This is a genomic window from Achromobacter spanius (assembly GCF_003994415.1).
Lineage (GTDB): Bacteria > Pseudomonadota > Gammaproteobacteria > Burkholderiales > Burkholderiaceae_B > Achromobacter > Achromobacter spanius_C.
On the sequence record NZ_CP034689.1, the window covers coordinates 4231097 to 4248272 of the forward strand.

The following is a 17176-nucleotide window of genomic DNA, read 5'->3' on the forward strand; positions in this document are numbered from 1 at the left end:
ATGCCCCGAAAGGGGCATTTGTCTCTTTGCCGGATGCCGCAAGAACCCCGAAGGAAACCAAAGCATGTCTTTGCTTGAAAAATCATTTGACCGCACGCTGGACGCCTGGACCCATTCTTACCTGGCGCCCGTGTGGCGCGGCGCGGTGGTGGAAGGCTGGCTGTTTGAAGGTGTTGACGCCCGCCGCGCGGCAGAGGCGCGATTGGCGCAGGCCGGCGTCACCGCGCGCTTTCGCAGCGCTTACAAGCCGTTGCTGCACTACTTCCTGGAAGACGTCGATCGCCAAGGCCTGGTGTCGGTGCTGGTGCGCTATCCGCTGCACGAACACGCGCTGGCCAAGCGCTTCACGCTGGAAGCCTACCCGCTGGTCGCGTTGCTGGAAGGCGTGCGCGTGGTGATGCAGGAAGGCGCGTCCGACCTGCACTATGACGTCACCTTGAACTACGCCGATGGCCGCAAGGTCGAGTCCCGCGTGTTCGCGCCCAACGTGCTGGGCGCGGCACAGGATGGCACGCCCGAACTGTCGCCCACCGGCTGGCTGCGCGTGCGCGATGCCGATGGGGTGGTGCAGACCGACGGCGCCCAAGCCACCGAATACCAGCAAGTGTTCCGCAGCATCGTAGACACCGTGCGCAATCACGCCTGGGGCGCGCACGAACCGTATTTCGACCGTCTGGAAATTCGGGTGGACCTGCCCGGCATGGACTTCGCGCTACCGGTGGACGAGGAAATCGTCAGCACCTTCGAAGCCCTGCACGAAGACGTGTACTTCACGCTGCTGGAGCATTTTCAGCATCACTCCGGCCGGCCGTCGGGCGACCGCGGCTTGCAGCCCGGCCAGATCATTCCCGACATCCGCCGCCATGACGGCGCAGCGCGCGTGCAGATATCGCTTGAACCGTTTGCGCCGGTCGCGCCGGTTACCCCGGCGTCACCCGATGGGCCGCTGGCGCAACGCCGCGAGCCGCTGACGGCCGCCCAGATTGCGGGTTGTGTGGCGGCGTTTGGCGGCGACACCTTCCAGGCGGTGTCGCGTCAGGGGCGTCCGGTACTGGGCACGTATGTGCGCGGCCCCGGGCCGGCCGTCTTCATCTCGGGCGCGCAGCACGCCAATGAAACGTCCGGCATTGTCGGCGCGCTGCGCGCCGCGCAGACGCTGGCGGAACGCGGCAGCGCGCACTTTGCACTGATCGCCGCCGAAAACCCCGACGGCTACGCGCTGTTCAACCGCCTGCGCGAACATCACCCCCGCCACATGCTGCACGCCTCGCGCTACAGCGCGCTGGGTGACGACATCGCCTACCGCGAACATGCGCCGTTCTTTGAACGCGACGCGCGTCATCAAGCCCATGCGATCAGCGGCGCGCAATTGCACATCAACCTGCACGGCTACCCCGCGCACGAGTGGACGCGGCCCCTGTCTGGTTATCTGCCACGCCATTTCGAACTATGGACCATACCGAAGGGATTCTTCCTGGTGTTGCGCCATCATCCGGGCTGGCGTGAACGCGCCCGTCGGCTGATTGAAGGCGTCACCGCGCGCCTGGCCGCCAAGGTGGCCGGGCTGGTGGAATTCAATGCCCGCCAGTTGGAGCTGTTTCACGCACATGCGCTCGAAACCGGCTTTGATGTCATGAATGGCATTCCGGTACAGATCACGGAGACGGATCGCGAAGATTTGCCACTGGCCTTGATTTCGGAGTTTCCGGATGAAACCGTCTACGGCGACCGCTTTGTCTTCGCGCATACTGTGCAAATGGAAACCGTCCTGGCCGCGACAGAGCTGTATCGATCCGGGCTGTAAACATCAACAAGAACATGAATATCCGAGAACGCAACCACGGCGACGACCTGGCTTTGGCGGACATCTGGCTCCGCTCGGTGCGCGCCACACATTCCTTCCTGACGGAAAAGGAAATACAGGCCATGTACCCGCAGGTCCTCAACACCTATCTGCCATCGGTGCGGGTGTGGGTGTGCGAGGACGTAGACGGCGAGATCGCCGGCTTCATGGGGCTGTCCGGCAACAAGGTAGAGATGCTGTTCGTGGACGCCAGCAAGCGTGGCAAAGGCGCGGGCCGCCGCCTGCTGAATTTTGCGCGCTCGCTGCACGGCACCCTGCTGGTCGACGTGAATGAACAGAATCCGCAAGCGCACGGGTTCTACAAGCACTACGGTTTCGTCGACACCGGCCGCTCGGCCCACGACGACGCCGGCCGCCCGTTTCCGATCGTGCATATGAAGCTGGCAGGTTGAGGGGCGAGTATTGGGGGAGGCTGCTTGATGGGTTTGCGCGTTGAGCGTCTGCTTTCTTTTATTTAGCCGTGCGCGCGGCACCCATCCTACGTTTCGCTGCCTGCCCATTCGTAGGATGGGTGCAGCGCGAACGACTGGCCAACAGAACACGCCCGGACAACGCGCGTAACCCATCAGCCGGCGTTGAATGCTATTCAAATGCGGCCATCTCGGGAGGCTGCTTGATGGGTTTGCGCGTTGAGCGTCTGCTTTCTTTTATTTAGCCCTGCGCGCTACACCCATCCTACGTTTCGCTGCATGTCCATTCGTAGGATGGGTGGAGCGCGAACGACTGGCTAACAGAACACGCCCGGACAACGCGCGTAACCCATCCGCCGGCGTTGAATGCTATTCAAATGCGACCATCGCGGGAGGCTGCTTGATGGGTTTGCGCGTTGCGCGCCTGCTTTCTTTTATTTAGCCGTGCGCGCTACACCCATCCTACGTTTCGCTGCATGCCCATTCGTAGGATGGGTGGAGCGCGAACGACTGGCCAACAGAACACGCCCGGACAACGCGCGTAACCCATCAGCCGGCGTTGAATGCTATTCAAATGCGACCATCGCCGGAGGCTGCTTGATGGGTTTGCGCGTTGAGCGTCTGTTTTCTTTTATTTAGCCGTGCGCGCTACACCCATCCTACGAACCTTCCATTTCATGCCGTATCCGCCACGCTTTCAAGGCTTGGCGGTAATTTTCCATGGCTTCGTCGTACATGTCGTACACGCAGGGAATGCAGCCGCTGTTGCAGCATTCTTCCGGCGCGGGGCGTTCGGGGGGACGGGCTGAGGGTCGTCGTCGGGAATCGTGGGGGTGCTCATAGCCGAATGTTAACGCCGCGGCTGCCACGCGTGGTCGTCGGCCTGCCCCTGTTGCACCCGCCATTCCGTGCGGCGGATCTCGTAGCGCACTTTCACATCGGCGCCCTTGCCCGCCGCTTCTCCCACATAGCGCATACCGATCTTTTCCAGCACGCGGCGCGACGCCGTGTTGGATTGAATCGCCACGGCGCACAACACATCGACCGGCAGCAACTTGAATCCCAGCGAGATCAGCGCCACTGAAATCTCCACGGCATAACCACGGCCCCAGCATTCCGGTTCAAACGCATAGGCAAGCTCAATGGCGCCTTGCTCATCAGACACCGTGTACTTCAAACCGGCGCGTCCAACCACCGCGCCCATTTCCCGATCTTCCAGCACGTACATGCCGTAGCCGTGATCCATCCAATGGGCTTCGTTCTGCGCCAGGTACAGCCGGCTGGCCGCCGCGTCGCGCGTGCCGCCCATCGTGGCCATGACATCGGGGTTGGCGTGCATTCGCTCGATGAACGGCAGATGCGCTTGCCCCATGCGCTGCGCGCGCAGCCGAGGCGTCAGGAATACGTCAGGAAAACCAGCGGACGACATGACATTCTTAATATTGATGGGACGGCTCCATCATAGCGGCGCTTGGCCGCGCATGACATCCGCCGTCCCATCGTTGGTGAGTGCCTTGAACACCGCGCCGGTCAGGCGCGGATGTTGGCTCCGCCTGGGGGCACGCCGCCGCCTTACTGGGCCGGGCGCGCGCGTAACGCGTCGGGCTTGTCGGCTCGCAACGCGTCCAGAATGCGCTTGCCCACGCGCCCATCTTGCGGCAGGCCACGGCGCTCTTGTTCCGCGCGCACGGCATCGCGGGTCTTGGCGCCGGGAATGCCGTCCGCCTCGCCCACGTCGTAGCCACGTCCGTAAAGCGCCTCTTGCAATTCTTTGATCTCGGCACGCGACAGCCCCGGGTCATCCGTCGGCCAGGCCGCGATGATGCCCGGACGGCCCTGCAAGCGGTTCAGCAACAACGACACCGCCAAGCCGTAACGGCGCGACTGGTTGTAGTGCAGGATGGCGTCGAAGTTGCCCGTGGCCAGGAAGACCGGCCCCTTGGCGCCGGTGGGGGCAAACAGATAGGCTTTTTCATCGTTGCCCGACGGCAGCTTCAAGACCGAACCGTCACCCTGCTTCAACCCGGCCTGCGCCCACTGCGCAATAGTTCGGCGGTCTTGCGAGCCCACGTATTCCGCGTCGGGCTCCGGCGGAATCGCGGCAGCCACGTCAGCGGGCACGCGCACTTCCACCACGGCGGGCAGGCCGTGCGTCCACTTGGCTCGGCGCTTGCGCAGGTGGTTGGCGGTGGAGGCCAGCGCATCGGGCAGCGAGTTGTAGAGGTCGATGCGGCCATCGCCATCGCCGTCTGCCGCCAGTTCATAGAAAGACGTCGGAATGAACTGCGTCATGCCGAACGCGCCGCTCCAGGAACCCACGAAGCTATCAGCCGGCACGGTCCCGTCGCGCAACAGGCGCACCGATGCATAGGCGTTCTTTTCCCACAAGGTCTTGTTCTCGGTGCAGGCGCGCGTCAGCCAGGCGTTCAGCACGTCGGTCTTGCCGATCTGGCGACCGTAGTTGGTTTCGATGCCGAAGATGGCGACCAGCGTCGCGGGGTCTACCTGGTATTGCTGGCTGATGGCGGACAACTGCGGCCCCACCTTCTTCATCACGGCCAGGCCGTCGTTGACGCGCTCATCGTCAACGGTCTTGGCAATGTAGTCCCACCAGCTTTCACGCCCTTCCGGTTGGCCCTTGGCAGACGCCACCGTCGTGGGCAACAGCTTGGCATTGGCGGTGTACTTGTCCCAATCCGCCACGGTCAGGCCATTGGCGGTGGCGCCGTTGCGCAACTTGGCGATACACGCCTTGGTGTCCAGCTCGGTCGGGATGATGACGGTCGGGGCTGCGGGGGGTGCGGGGGGTGCGGCGGGTGCGGCGGTGGCAGCGGGTGCGGCAGCGGCGGCTGAGCCCGAAGGTGCGGTGGCGGGCGTTGCAGACCCCGCGGAAGGCGCAGTTGCCGTTGCCGGCGCGGCAACGGCGGGGGTAGCTGCCGGCGCACCGGATTTTGCCGCTTCCTGCGCGGCAACCACATCGTCAAAGCTGCGCTTAGGCGTCAAGGCCGGTTGCGGCTGTACCGGCGCGGGCGTTGTCTGCACGCGCGATCCCGTGGCGGACGCGGGCGATTGCGCCTGGGCTGCGGTTGCGGTCGCAGCCGCAATGCAAGCCGCAAGCACAACACGGGAAAGGGAATCGATTCGAGGGCGTGATGAACGCTGACGCATGGTATTCCTGAATAATCGAAGTCAGCCAGGATCGTACCGCGACCGGCTGCCGAAATCGAACTCGCGGGCTCGAACCTGCAGCCGGTCGTAACGTTGCGCTACCGCTTCCTACCTAAGCAGGCGGGTCTGGTGGAAGACTCCGCCAGCGCGCTATGCCACGCCTATCGAACCGCCGCCTGCCCGCGCAGTTGCGCCAGGCGCTCGATGGAAGCCTCATGCCCCTGGGCGGCCGCCGTCTCGTACCAGCGCAACGCTTCTTTCATATCCACCTGTTCCAGCATCAGGCCCTGCATGAACTGCGCCTCGGGGTTGCCGCGTTGCGCGTCGGCCAGCAAGGCTCGCAGGGCCTGGGCGTCTTCGCGTGGCGACTCGCCATAGACGTGCGCGTTGCTGCCCACCGGGTCTTCGATCAGCCCGCGCAGCGAAGGCGGTGTGTTGGCGAACTGATGGCGCCAGAACAATGCCACAAGCAGCGTGAAAACAATCAGGAGCAAGGTCGAGATAAACAGGCTTTTACGTGTCATGAGTCAGAAGCTAATCGGCAAGCCGCCGCCGCGGCGTCACCTGGTAAAAAAAAATATCAGCGGCCAACCGGTGCGAACCAGTACTGCGACACGCTGCTCTCGTTGGAATACCACGGCAACATTCCGATGCTGTCCGACTCGCGTTGCACGGTTACGAGCAAGCCGCCGGCTTGCGGACGGAATATTGCCACGTGGCGCCTGACGCCCATCGATTCATGCTGACGCCAGTCGTGCCGCACGCTGACCCACAGCCGGCCTTGCGTGCAGCCCGTATAGCGGCGAATGTCGTCGGGCAGATAGAAGCCGCCCTCGCCGGACTTGGCCGCCGGATCCTCGCCGCCATCCAGCATGGGCAAACGCGCCGCTGAGCGTGCGCCCTGCCCGTCCAGGGCCAACACGTTCCACCCCTTGCCGTCGGGCGACAACGACACCGTCGCGGCGGGCGTCGAGCGCCATTCCGGCAGGAGCGTGTCACGCATGCCGGGCAGCGCCAAGGGATACAGGAAAAAAGTACGCAGGTCTTTCAGGGAGTGGGATGGCTCGCCCGACCGCAGTTCACCCTGGGCGCGGTAGGTACCGCCCAAGTCCGGGCATTGCGCCGGGTCCGAATGCAGGACCACCGGCGTCACGCTCTTGAAAGACGGCCACTTCACCGACACCTCATCCACGCGGGAAACGCCGCAGCCGCTTAGTGCAAGCGCCATCAGCCCGGCCCCCGCATACTGGGCAAGCCGCCGCGCGCGGGGTGTGGAAATAGTCGATAGGGATGGATGCATGTTGTGCCTTTCTTGCCGCCGCACACGCGGTCAACGCAGGGAGCGGCGCGATGGGTTCGAGGCCTCGCTTGGCGACGAACTATATCTGAATCCCACACCGCCGTTGCCAAGCGTTGCGCGGCAGAGAATAATCGGCACATCGCCATTGGCCGCTTCCCATGACACCGTTCCGAGGCAAACTCCGCATCCGGCACCTGGAAATCGTGCTGACCGTCTCTGAATTGGGCAACCTGTCCAAAGCGGCGGCGCAGTTGCACAGCACGCAATCGGGCTTGTCGCGCGCCATCGCCGAGATTGAAGAACTGGTGGGTGCGCGCCTGTTCGAGCGCACCGCCAAGGGCACGACCTGCACGCCGCTGGGCGACGCCATGTGCCGCCATGCCCGCCTGCTGCTAACCGACTTCCGCAAGGCCGAGATCGATCTGGCCGCCGTGTCGCGCGGCGACGAAGGCAGCCTGACGGTCGGCTGCTTTTCCATGTTCGCGGGCTGGCCGGTGGCTGAAGCCGCGCGTTCGTTCCGCCTGGCCTATCCCCGCATCACGCTTACCATCGAGATCGGCACACACGAGCGCTTGATCGAAGACCTGGACGCCGGTGCGGTAGACGTGCTGATCAGCCGTTTTTCGTCCACGGTCAACCCGCAGGTGTACCGGTCCACCACGTTGCTGGAAGACCCCGTCGTGCTGGGCTGCGCCCTGGATCACCCTTTGGCGAGGCTACCGAACACCACGCTGGCCGACTATGTGGCTTACCCCTGGATTACCGCGTTGCCCGGCAGCCGCATCCGTGGCGAACTGGAAATGTCGCTGCGCCAGGCCGGTTTGGCAATTCCGGATATGATCGGCGCCCTGTCCCTGGAGTTCGGCCGCGAGATGTTGCTGGACGGGCACTACCTGTGGATGCTGCCCGGCAGCGTGGCCGCCGTCCGCCAAGCGCGCGGCGAACTCATCGTGCTGCCCGCGCGCCCCGCCATCAAAAAATCGCCCTTGGCCGCGATATGGCGGCGCGACCGCCCCAGCACCCGCCAGGCGCGCGCCTTTGCGGCGCACCTGGAGCAAGCCATCCAGGCGGATCAGACCGCGCTGGCCGCGTAAAGCACACGCTTAACCTCCGCGCTGAAGCCCCAGCGCTTAATCCTCATTGATCACGCCCCTTTTTATCGGAGCACCCATGTACGACTGGCTCAACGCATTGCCCAAGGCCGAACTGCACCTGCATCTGGAGGGCTCGTTGGAACCCGAGCTGCTGTTCAAACTGGCGCAACGCAACGACGTTGCGCTGCCCTGGCCCGACATCGATGCCCTGCGCGGCGCCTACAACTACGGCAACCTTCAGGAATTCCTGGACCTGTACTACATGGGCGCCAACGTCTTGCGCACCGAACAGGACTTCTACGACCTGACCTGGGCCTATCTTTTGAAGTGCCGCGAACAGAACGTGGTGCACACCGAACCCTTCTTCGACCCGCAGACGCATACCGATCGCGGCATCCCCTTCGCCGTCGTGCTGGAGGGCATCAGCCGGGCACTGGAAGACGGGCGCAAGCAACTGGGCGTATCCAGCGGGTTGATCCTGAGCTTTCTGCGTCACCTGCCCGAAGAACAGGCGATGCGCACCCTGGACGAAGCCCTGCCCTATCGCGACGCCTTTGTCGCCGTCGGCCTGGACAGCAGCGAAATGGGCTTTCCGCCGCGTCTGTTCCAGCGCGTCTTCGACCGCGCCCGCGCCGAAGGCCTGCCCGCCGTGGCGCACGCGGGCGAGGAAGGCCCGCCCGAATACATCTGGGAAGCACTGGACCTGCTGAAGGTGCTGCGCGTGGACCACGGCGTGCGCGCCGCCGAAGACCCGAACCTGATCGCGCGCCTGATCGACGAACAGATCCCCCTGACCGTCTGTCCGCTATCCAACACGCGGCTGCGCGTGTTCGAACACATGCGCGATCACAACATCCTGAAGCTGTTGGACGCGGGCGTGAAAGTCACCGTGAATTCCGACGACCCGGCCTACTTTGGCGGCTATGTAAACGAGAACTTCCATGCGTTGTATGAGCATCTGGGCATGACGCAGGAACAGGCCAAGGCGCTGGCGGACAATAGCTTGGACGCGCGGATCGTGAAGTAAGGAGGTGGGGGTGCGGTGGAGGTCAGGTTGACGCCTTACACCACCCATCACGGCGCACTCCGAGATTCGGCATCCATCGCCTCTGGCCATTCAACCCTTGGCGCCCAACGCAGCGCCAGGTTGTATGCCGGCACGTCATTCGCGTCACGCGGTTCGATGTCGCACGTTGGCAAGGCTTCCGGGCCTTGCTGCATGTAGGTGCAGACGTAGGCCCAGAGATTGTCCAGGTCTTGGTTGTAGGTGCTGAGGTGGAAACGTTCGATGACGTCGTTGGTGCCGGGTTTGACGATGGCGAGTGATACGCCCCACTTGATGATCAGGCTTCCACTGGATGAGGCGCCCCATTGTTCCCAGACTTCGGCTCGAACGTCGTCCCAGTCGTAGCTGGCGGTAGTGACGTACCAGCGTGAGAAGGGTTTCCACCAAACCATGTGGAAACCGTAGACGTAGATTTTTCGGCGGGCGCGGTTGAAGCGGATGGGGAGGTCTCGGGGTTGCGCGACGTCTGTCCGGTACATAAGCGCGCTGGTCCAGGCGCATAGCGCCATCATGAACAGCCCAGAAAACACCAAAAAAAAATGAGATGAACTAAAACTCGCACGGTCGGCGAACAGCACACTCAAAACGATGCCAGGAGCTTCAATGACGGCGCAATAGCCGATGAAGGCGGCAACAAAGAGCAAAATTCCGCGTATGGAGGAAGAGCGTCTGGACAGTTCCAAGTAGATGTCGTCAATGTGATTCGGCCCATCCTCTTTTACGTTTGGCGTCACAAGGGGAGTTTCATTCGGCCCCGGCAAGTCGCGCTGCCATCCTGGACACGAAGGAACGAGTTTGGACCGCGCCATCACGCCACCTCCGTCATTGTGACGCTGGCATATCCGGCAAGATCGTCCTTGTCACACCAATAGATGTCGGTCACCACAAGCGAACCGACGACGTCCATAGGCCCTGGCACAAGCGTTGGACGGTGATCAATCCACGCGCGTCCCGAAATACGCCTGCGGCGAGAATCTATCAGCACTGTTGGAACACGCTCGATACATCCCATCACGGCGCACTCCGAGATTCGGCATCCATCGCCTCTGGCCATTCAACCCTTGGCGCCCAACGCAGCGCCAGGTTGTATGCCGGCACGTCGTTCGCGTCACGCGGTTCGATGTCGCACGCTGGCAAGGCTTCCGGGCCTTGCTGCATGTAGGTGCAGACGTAGGCCCAGAGATTGTCCAGGTCTTGGTTGTAGGTGCTGAGGTGGAAACGTTCGAGGACTTCGTTCGTGCCGGGTTTGACGATGGCGAGTGATACGCCCCACTTGATGATCAGGCTGCCACTAGATGACGCGCCCCATTGTTCCCAGACTTCGGCTCGAACGTCGTCCCAGTCGTAGCTGGCGGTAGTGACGTACCAGCGTGAGAAGGGCTTCCACCAGACCATATGGAATCCGTAGACGTAGATTTTTCGGCGGGCGCGGTTGAAGCGGATGGGGAGGTCGCGGGGTTGAGTTATATCGGTCCGATATATAAGTACGGTGATCCATGTGCATAAGGCCATGGCCAAGAGCGCAGACGCCAGGATAAAAAGATCAATAGATTTGAAACTCGATAGTCCATCGAACAACTCGCTGAAAATCATGCGGGGCATTTCAATAAAGGCCCCGTAGCCGGTGAACGGGATAGCAAATAACAAGGCTCCGCGAATGCTAGACGAGCGCCTGGAGAGTTCCAAGTATGTGTTATCAACGTGGTTCGGCGCACTCTCTTTCAGACTTGGCATCACAGTGTGCATTTCATTAGGACCTGGCAAATCGCGCTGCCATCCAGCGCACTGCGGAGTGAGGTGAGATCGCGCCATTACGCCTCTTCCGTCATGGTGACACTGGCAAAAGCCGCGAGGTCGTCCTTGTCGCACCAATAGATGATGCCAACCGTAGCGCTCTTGATTCTGTGCAATGGCTCGAGCCAAAATTTGCAAGCGAGCACTGGCGCTTCTTTCGTAGGCAACACATAGCCTTTAGGGGTCAACCCGCTAAAGCCGCGCTGAGCGGGTGCAAATACTTCGCTGTTGTGGTGGACGGCCTCAAGGACACTCTCCACCAGAACTGGAGTATGTCGTCCGACTTTATCTACCGCGAAGCACTCTACAAGAAGCCTAAATTCGTAGCGAGACACTTCCGGGTCAAAGCCGGGCAGTACGATTCGATAGCCGAGTTCCAGTCCCGCTTCCACCCCGCCCGTTGCCTGAATCTGCAATATGTCGGCCGCCAAGAGCGAATCGAAGTCCATAGTTCGCTGGGCAGAGCGAAAGCCAACGACCACTTCCATACCGATAAGCGCGGCATTCAGTTCCGAAATTGCTGCACCCATTTGATCCGCCGTTGCCCAGCGGGAGCTTTTTCCCGCCCGACCGAAATAGGAGCGACGGGCCCACATCTCCAAGGCATCCGATTCTCGTTCTTTGGCGACCTGTGCGAGCGCAAATCCTATAAGTCCAGCCAAAATGCCAATACCCAGCGGCCCCATCAATACTGCGCCGGTTGCAGTGCCATATAAACTAAACGGTGCCCCTGCTAGAGAGACGAATCCGCCAATTGCGTATGCCTTGCTTGCACCAGCATCTCCCACCGCATCCGCACGTCTCGCCGCCGCAAACCCTCCCACCCCATCCGCCACTCCCCCCAAAGCCGCAATCGCGCCACCCGCTTTTACCAACCCCTTCCCCAGCCCAATCGCCTTCGCAACCATCCCGGCCTCAGCACTCGCCACCCGGCGCATGAACGGCTGCACAGCCTCTCCCGCCACGCTAAGCGCCAAACCACCCGCCTCCACGCCCGCGCCCAGCATGCCGATGCCTGCCCCATACAGCGCAGCCATCGCCTCCGCGTGCTCCGCGCCTACCGCCTGGCGTGCGGAATCCAGGCTGGACCGCACAGTGTCATGCAGAAAATAAAGGCTGACCAGCGATAACCCGCCATATCCCGCACCAACAGATAAGCGCTTCAAGCTGGTGAAGCCGTTCTTGGCGAACTCCCGTGCATGCTCCGCGCTGAGTTCCAGACCGATGAGCAGTTGCGACGCTGGCGATTCCAGGTGTTTGATGCCCACTGACAGCTTGCGCATCGCGCTACCAGATATGCCGCGCGCGCTGTGTGTCACGCCGCCGATTGCCTCCTGCACGTCTTGCATCACGTTGCCAGCCACGCTCGCCGCGCCGGTCTTCAGTTCTTTTATTCGCTTGGCGATCTGTTCCGCGCTGCCTTCCATCCAGATCGTCACGTTGATCAGTATCTTGTGCAACGCGGGGTCCGGGATGCTGATCAGGCCGGAAAAGATGAAGGCGCGTACTCGGCGGCCGGTGTCTTGGTTCAGGGACGCGCCGACACGTTGAAGTTCGTCGGCGTAGATTCCTAGCAGCTCGCTGACGGTCAGCTGGATCACGACCTGCGTCATCTGCGCGCCACGGTACAACCATGCGCCGCCGACGTGCACGGCATCGATCGCCGCGCGGGTGCCTTCGTTCAGAAGATCGTGCAGCCGGCTGCTGGCGCCGTGCATGGCGGCCAACAGTTGATCTGCCGCGTCCGCCGCCAAGCCTTCACGCCACACGCCGATCTCTTTGCTGCTGACCACGCCTTTTACCGCGTCGAAGTATTTCTTGGCGGCGTCGTTGGCCGCGGCCCCCGCGCCCGCGCTGAACAAGGGCAGAAAGCTGGATTGCAGATCGCTGCGCTGGCCGTTCAACGCCACATAGACCGCGCTGTGCGGATCGGACAACAGCTCCTGCCATGCCTGCGACGTGGGACCCAGATTGGGGGCAACCGTCGGTGCGCCCATTCTGCTGACAACAGGCGCTTGGACCGCGTCGGTAATACCGCCGTCCAGGCACGCGCTGACCATCAGCAGGCGCAAACGGCGTGATCGTTCGTCAAGGTCGCTGTAATCCAGATCGACTATCCGCTGCCAAGCGGCGCCGCGCACAACTTGCGCCCAGTCTTCGCCATAGGCATCGATGTTGTCCTCCAGGCGTTTGCACTCCTTGTCATAGCTCGCTTGAAAGCTGGCGCGGCCCTGGCGGCTTCGCTCGGACGGCGGGTCGGTTTCCCAATAGCGTTCCTTCAGTCGACCCATCCGCCGTGCCACCTCGTGCGCCACGCGTTCGCGGCGCTCCTGCGCGGGGTCCCAGAAACTCGGCGCCATGCCGGACGCGCTGGGTATCAAGTCCCGGATGTAGGCGGGGCTCTGCGGCATCTCGGCATCGGCCTGGGCGGCGTAAAGCTGCTCAATGCCCAGCAAACATTGCGACGTCAGATAGGCATAGCGCCTCTGCGGCTCTTCGGCCCACATCCGCTTCTGCGTGTACGCGGCCAATCGAAAGTTATTCAGTTCCTGCGCCATGCCCACCGGGTCTGGCAATATCAACCCCGGCACGCCTTGCGGCAGGCGATGCTGGCTTTCCATCATCTTCAGATAGTTACGCATGCCCGTGGCTTGCAGGGCGCGCGAATGCCAGCCATGCACGCTGCCGAAGTCGCGCACATCCGAGCTGTACTCCGCCACGTGCGTATGTAGTGGATGCGCGTGCTCCAGTGCCAGTGCGACGCCGCCCGCCGTGGGATCTTGCCGCAGGGTAATCAGGTCCACGATCACGAAGCGCAACGGGTGGGCGGTTTTCCGCGCCTGAGCCGCTGCCGTGGCGCCAGACTTGTACGCATCCAGCACGGCGGTGGACCACGGGTCTTGCGCATACGCGATCCAGGCGGTCTTGTACTTATCCACGTCAATGCCGATGAAGGACGCCGGCAGGTCATGGGCATGCTGCACGCACCGCTCGGACAAGGGTTTGGGTGCATCCCTGCCCATCTCGTAGGGGTCGAACAGGCGTAGGTGGCCGGCGTCGGTGACCTGATAGGCCTGCCAGACATTGCCGTCCAGCAGCACGTAGACATAGCCGCTACGCAGCACGCGCAGCGTCTGTTGCAGGCCGGGATGGGTCAACGCGCCGTGCTTGTTCAGGGCCGGCGTCCAGGGAATGGCGGCCTCGCGCAGCAGCAAGATGGGGATGCCAGTGCGCGCGCAGGCTTTGCAACTGCCCAGCGGCAAGGGCAGCATCTCCTGGACGGTGATGCCGAGTTGGGAGCTGAGTGTCATGAGGGGGTTTCCGCCAGGTTCAGATGATGGGCGATGCGCTGCCACGCAAGGTCGCTGTAAGCCGCCAGCGCGGTGGCGGCGCCGCCGGGGGACGCGTGGATCAAGGCCTGGCGCAATGGCTCATAGCGCAACAGCCGCGGATGTATCGCCTCTTGATGCAGCGCCAAGACGATGATGTCGCGGTTATCCGTCAAGCCAATCTCTCGCGCCTGCCGGATCATGCGAAAGGCTTGCGCGGCGGCCTGGGGTGGCAGTGGCGTCTTGCCTTGCCAGCGCCTTGGCGCGTAGGCCAAAGGCTGTTGCAACGACCGCCGCCATGCGGCCAACAGCGTTGCGATCAGCGGCGCGTCATGTTGCGTCTGGCGGGCTAGCGTCGGCAGAAGATCGGCCTGAGCGCTTGAGGCGTCCGCCGGTCCACCCGGTGCGCCATTCACGATGGCAAACGAGCCCCAACTGGTGGGCAGCATCCACGTGCGTATTGGCCAGAGCTGACGGCCCAGCGACTCCCGGGACATCGAGGCGGCCAGCAGTTCCAGCCGCAACGGCTCGAACCATGGCGACATGCCGCCCACGGCGCTGCCTGAAAATTCCATGCAGCGTGCGGCGACATGGTCGGCCAGGGCATCGGCGTGGAAGGGGCTGAGCAGCAGGCCGCAGATATAGCGTTTGCGGTGCACGACGTCGGCCAGTGCGTGTTGCGATATCTGACGGATAAATGCCGCGGCAGGCTCCTGGCCGGGATCCGCCAGGCGAATCAACACCGGGCAGGCGCTTGGCGTGTGCGCAAGATCAGGTCGTGCCACCGTGGTCAAGGCGTCAGCGCCGAATGCCGCCGTCAGCGACGCCAGGCTAAGGGGCTGCTCTGGCGCGCAGTCGGCCAGCGGGTCCACCAGCAGATAAATGGCATCTGCCGCATGACGGCGTTCGGTGATCAGGCTGGGCATGACGGCAGCGGTCATCGCGTGCGTTCCATGCAGTCTTCTATCAGCCCCTCGACCACGTCGCCTGCCATCGACAGCGAATTGCCGCTCCCGTTCGCCTGCGCGACGGGGCCTTTGAGGTTGATGGCAAGCGCTTCCAGCGTGATGCCATCCCCATCAATCGTGATCGTGCCGCCCGGCCCTTGGATCACCACGCGTTGCGCCGCCTGTAATTCCAGCGTGACCGTCTTGCCGTCGATCCGCTCGCCGGCATGCACCTGGAAGTGGCCTTGCACCTTGTGTTCAACATGGCCGCCGGTTTCTATCCAGTGATTGGCGGCCGTCTTGTCGCGGCGGTTGTTGCCCACGTCTTCCGTGCGGTCGCGCCCGGTGGCTATGGTGTGGTTGCGGTCGATGGTCAGGAAGTCGTCTTGCCCGATGGCGTGACGCCGGTCTTGCCCGATGTTGACCTGTTCGTCGTTGCCCACCGTTTCGCTGCGGTCGTGGCCGATGGTGATGGTTTCATCGTGCTCAACCTGTTCGCTACGGTCGTTGCCAACGAAGGTGGTTTCGTTGTGGTTGACGTGGATGTTCTGGTCTTTCTGCGCGTGGATGTAGATCTCTTCCTGATCGCGTTCGTCCTCGAAGCGCAGCTCGTTATAGCCCTCGCCCTTGTGCGTCTGGCTCTTGATGGTCATGCGCGTTTTGTGGCGCGGCAGTGCGTAGGGCGGCGGGTTGATCGACCGGTGGGTTCGGCCCGTGACGATCGGCTGCGAACTATCACCGTCCAGAAAGCTGACGATGACTTCCTGCCCGATGCGCGGAATGGCCATGTGGCCCCAGCCCGCGCCCGCCCAGTTCTGCGACACGCGGATCCAGCACGAGCTGTGTTCGTTGTTCCTGCCCAGCCTGTCCCACGGAAACTGCACCTTGATGCGGCCGTATTCGTCGCAGTAGATTTCTTCGTTGGGCGGGCCCACCACGCTGGCGATCTGCGGGCCGTCGACCACCGGCTTGCGGCTGGGCGCGGGCTTCCAGTCGACCTTGTCGGGCACGATGTCGGCGGTGTAGCCGTAGCGTGTGCCCTGTTCCGCGCCCGCGCTGTCTTCTTCCTGGCTGCTGTGCTGCACGCCATGATGGCGCATGCGTACCGGACGCCAACCCTGGTTCCAGTCTTCGCGTGGGTGGCCGGTCAAGTCGAAGGCCACGCCGGGAATCAGGCGGGCGTCGTCGCCCTGCACCTGCGCCATGCGCGCGTCGCGGCGCAGGCCCAGCAAGCGGCTTTGTGTGAAGGGCTTGCCGGCCTCGTCGCGCTTGTAGCGGCCGGGATAGTCGTAGCGTTCGTAGCGGCGGTCTTGGTGTTGCAAGTCGCTGGCGACGTGCGTGTGTTCCTGGTCGTACTGCGGGTGGGTGTAGGTGTAGTCGCGCTGGGTTTGGCGCGCGGTGCACAGCTGTTCGGTGTAGGTGAAGCGGCGCAGCGCGGGCTGGGCCGGGTCGCCGCCCGCCAGCGCTTGATAAACGACGGGGCCGCCAGCGATTTCACCATGGATGTAGATGCGGTCGCCGTGGATCAGGCGGTGGCTTTGTTCGGTATGTTCGTAGCGATGAAAATAGCCTTCTTCGGCGGCCAGCCGGGCCGCGAAGTCCAGATCGGTTTCACCGGCCTGCACGCAGTATTCGCGTGGCAGATGATTGTTCGTGGTGACCTGTTCGTAGTCGGTGATGTGGTGGCGCTTGAAGACATTGGCCAGGATCTCCGGCACGGACAGTTGCTGATAGATGCGCCAGTCCGAACTCAGCGCCAGGCGCGCCAGCGACGGTTCCACCACGGCACGGTAGCGTGTGCGCCGAAAGCCGGTGTCGCCTTGCTCGAAGGCGGTGACGATGCCGTGCACATGGCGCACGGGCGTGTCGCCGCGCCACAGCGTGAAGAGCGCCGTCTGATCCAGCATGGCGCCGAAGTCGATGGCGGGGTTGAAGCTGGACAAGTCCAGCTCCAGCCGATAGGTCTCGGACAGGGCTTCGTCCAGCGTGAATTCAATAACGTCGAATTCCACACCGCGAGCGGACGGCACGAAGGTAAAGCGCAGATCGGATGAGGGGGGCATGGAGGGTTCCTGGGCAGGCGCACCGCAATACTCGCGGCCCATACCTCAATGCAACTTCCGTGCCAGCTTTCCGTTTCCCGGATTAAACGCAATGGATTCAGCGACTTACGATTCAGAGCCAGCGCGTCCCTCCAGGAATTG

Annotated in this window: 14 protein-coding genes; 4 read left to right on the forward strand and 10 right to left on the reverse strand. The window is 62.9% G+C overall.

Annotation, left to right across the window (positions count from 1 at the left end; all coding sequences use genetic code 11):
* Positions 1-64: 64 nt before the first annotated feature.
* On the forward strand, positions 65-1804 hold the full coding sequence (locus tag ELS24_RS19270; protein WP_127185058.1) for a peptidase M14: 1740 nt from the start codon (positions 65-67) through the stop codon (positions 1802-1804).
* 14 nt (positions 1805-1818) lie between these two features.
* Positions 1819-2256 (forward strand): acetyltransferase, encoded by a 438-nt coding sequence (locus tag ELS24_RS19275; protein WP_050445090.1) that lies wholly within the window; start codon positions 1819-1821, stop codon positions 2254-2256.
* A 677-nt stretch (positions 2257-2933) separates the two neighbouring features.
* Here ELS24_RS19275 and ELS24_RS19280 read toward each other — a convergent pair.
* The 5 genes from ELS24_RS19280 to ELS24_RS19300 form a co-directional block, all read right to left on the reverse strand.
* The gene (locus ELS24_RS19280) at positions 2934-3179 is read right to left on the reverse strand and encodes an oxidoreductase-like domain-containing protein (RefSeq protein ID WP_164741273.1); all 246 of its coding nucleotides are present in this window, start codon (positions 3177-3179) and stop codon (positions 2934-2936) included.
* Positions 3125-3703: a GNAT family N-acetyltransferase gene (locus ELS24_RS19285; RefSeq protein ID WP_127185059.1), complete on the reverse strand. Its 579-nt coding sequence runs from the start codon at positions 3701-3703 to the stop codon at positions 3125-3127. The genes ELS24_RS19280 and ELS24_RS19285 overlap by 55 nt, the downstream gene beginning before the upstream one ends.
* 143 nt (positions 3704-3846) lie before the next feature.
* The gene (locus tag ELS24_RS19290; RefSeq protein WP_240669336.1) at positions 3847-5316 is read right to left on the reverse strand and encodes a lytic murein transglycosylase; all 1470 of its coding nucleotides are present in this window, start codon (positions 5314-5316) and stop codon (positions 3847-3849) included.
* Positions 5317-5603: 287 nt separating this feature from the next.
* Positions 5604-5966 carry a sel1 repeat family protein gene (locus ELS24_RS19295; RefSeq protein WP_050445086.1) on the reverse strand — a complete coding sequence of 121 codons (363 nt, stop codon included), beginning with the start codon at positions 5964-5966 and terminating at the stop codon, positions 5604-5606.
* A 56-nt stretch (positions 5967-6022) separates the two neighbouring features.
* The gene (locus tag ELS24_RS19300) at positions 6023-6742 is read right to left on the reverse strand and encodes a hypothetical protein (protein ID WP_232311922.1); all 720 of its coding nucleotides are present in this window, start codon (positions 6740-6742) and stop codon (positions 6023-6025) included.
* A gap of 158 nt (positions 6743-6900) precedes the next feature.
* On the opposite strand from ELS24_RS19300, the gene ELS24_RS19305 reads away from it, so the two are divergent.
* The gene (locus tag ELS24_RS19305; protein ID WP_127185061.1) at positions 6901-7836 is read left to right on the forward strand and encodes a LysR family transcriptional regulator; all 936 of its coding nucleotides are present in this window, start codon (positions 6901-6903) and stop codon (positions 7834-7836) included.
* Between the two features lie 76 nt (positions 7837-7912).
* Positions 7913-8863 (forward strand): adenosine deaminase, encoded by a 951-nt coding sequence (locus ELS24_RS19310; RefSeq protein WP_127185062.1) that lies wholly within the window; start codon positions 7913-7915, stop codon positions 8861-8863.
* Positions 8864-8910: 47 nt separating this feature from the next.
* On the opposite strand, the gene ELS24_RS31345 is transcribed toward ELS24_RS19310, so the two are convergent.
* The 5 genes from ELS24_RS31345 to ELS24_RS19335 form a co-directional block, all read right to left on the reverse strand.
* Entirely contained in the window at positions 8911-9636 is a 726-nt protein-coding gene (locus ELS24_RS31345; protein WP_230695189.1) for a DUF6708 domain-containing protein, read from the reverse strand.
* A 277-nt stretch (positions 9637-9913) separates the two neighbouring features.
* Positions 9914-10648 carry a DUF6708 domain-containing protein gene (locus ELS24_RS19320; protein ID WP_240669337.1) on the reverse strand — a complete coding sequence of 245 codons (735 nt, stop codon included), beginning with the start codon at positions 10646-10648 and terminating at the stop codon, positions 9914-9916.
* A gap of 65 nt (positions 10649-10713) precedes the next feature.
* Positions 10714-14007, reverse strand: a complete 3294-nt coding sequence (locus tag ELS24_RS19325; RefSeq protein ID WP_127185063.1) for a T6SS effector BTH_I2691 family protein — start codon at positions 14005-14007, stop codon at positions 10714-10716.
* Entirely contained in the window at positions 14004-14966 is a 963-nt protein-coding gene (locus tag ELS24_RS19330; protein ID WP_127185064.1) for a hypothetical protein, read from the reverse strand. Before ELS24_RS19330 ends, ELS24_RS19325 begins: the two co-directional genes overlap by 4 nt.
* Positions 14963-17035 carry a type VI secretion system Vgr family protein gene (locus tag ELS24_RS19335; protein WP_127185065.1) on the reverse strand — a complete coding sequence of 691 codons (2073 nt, stop codon included), beginning with the start codon at positions 17033-17035 and terminating at the stop codon, positions 14963-14965. The genes ELS24_RS19330 and ELS24_RS19335 overlap by 4 nt, the downstream gene beginning before the upstream one ends.
* Positions 17036-17176: the final 141 nt, after the last annotated feature.

What these genes read in the sequence shown, in the direction of transcription:
- ELS24_RS19270 (WP_127185058.1), top strand. Translation starts at nt 65, where the DNA reads ATGTCTTTGCTTGAAAAATCATTTGACCGCACGCTGGACGCCTGGACC.
- ELS24_RS19275 (WP_050445090.1), top strand. Translation starts at nt 1,819, where the DNA reads ATGAATATCCGAGAACGCAACCACGGCGACGACCTGGCTTTGGCGGAC.
- ELS24_RS19280 (WP_164741273.1), bottom strand. Translation starts at nt 3,179, where the DNA reads ATGGCGGGTGCAACAGGGGCAGGCCGACGACCACGCGTGGCAGCCGCG.
- ELS24_RS19285 (WP_127185059.1), bottom strand. Translation starts at nt 3,703, where the DNA reads ATGTCGTCCGCTGGTTTTCCTGACGTATTCCTGACGCCTCGGCTGCGC.
- ELS24_RS19295 (WP_050445086.1), bottom strand. Translation starts at nt 5,966, where the DNA reads ATGACACGTAAAAGCCTGTTTATCTCGACCTTGCTCCTGATTGTTTTC.
- ELS24_RS19300 (WP_232311922.1), bottom strand. Translation starts at nt 6,742, where the DNA reads ATGCATCCATCCCTATCGACTATTTCCACACCCCGCGCGCGGCGGCTT.
- ELS24_RS19305 (WP_127185061.1), top strand. Translation starts at nt 6,901, where the DNA reads ATGACACCGTTCCGAGGCAAACTCCGCATCCGGCACCTGGAAATCGTG.
- ELS24_RS19310 (WP_127185062.1), top strand. Translation starts at nt 7,913, where the DNA reads ATGTACGACTGGCTCAACGCATTGCCCAAGGCCGAACTGCACCTGCAT.
- ELS24_RS19320 (WP_240669337.1), bottom strand. Translation starts at nt 10,648, where the DNA reads ATGCACACTGTGATGCCAAGTCTGAAAGAGAGTGCGCCGAACCACGTT.
- ELS24_RS19325 (WP_127185063.1), bottom strand. Translation starts at nt 14,007, where the DNA reads ATGACACTCAGCTCCCAACTCGGCATCACCGTCCAGGAGATGCTGCCC.
- ELS24_RS19330 (WP_127185064.1), bottom strand. Translation starts at nt 14,966, where the DNA reads ATGACCGCTGCCGTCATGCCCAGCCTGATCACCGAACGCCGTCATGCG.
- ELS24_RS19335 (WP_127185065.1), bottom strand. Translation starts at nt 17,035, where the DNA reads ATGCCCCCCTCATCCGATCTGCGCTTTACCTTCGTGCCGTCCGCTCGC.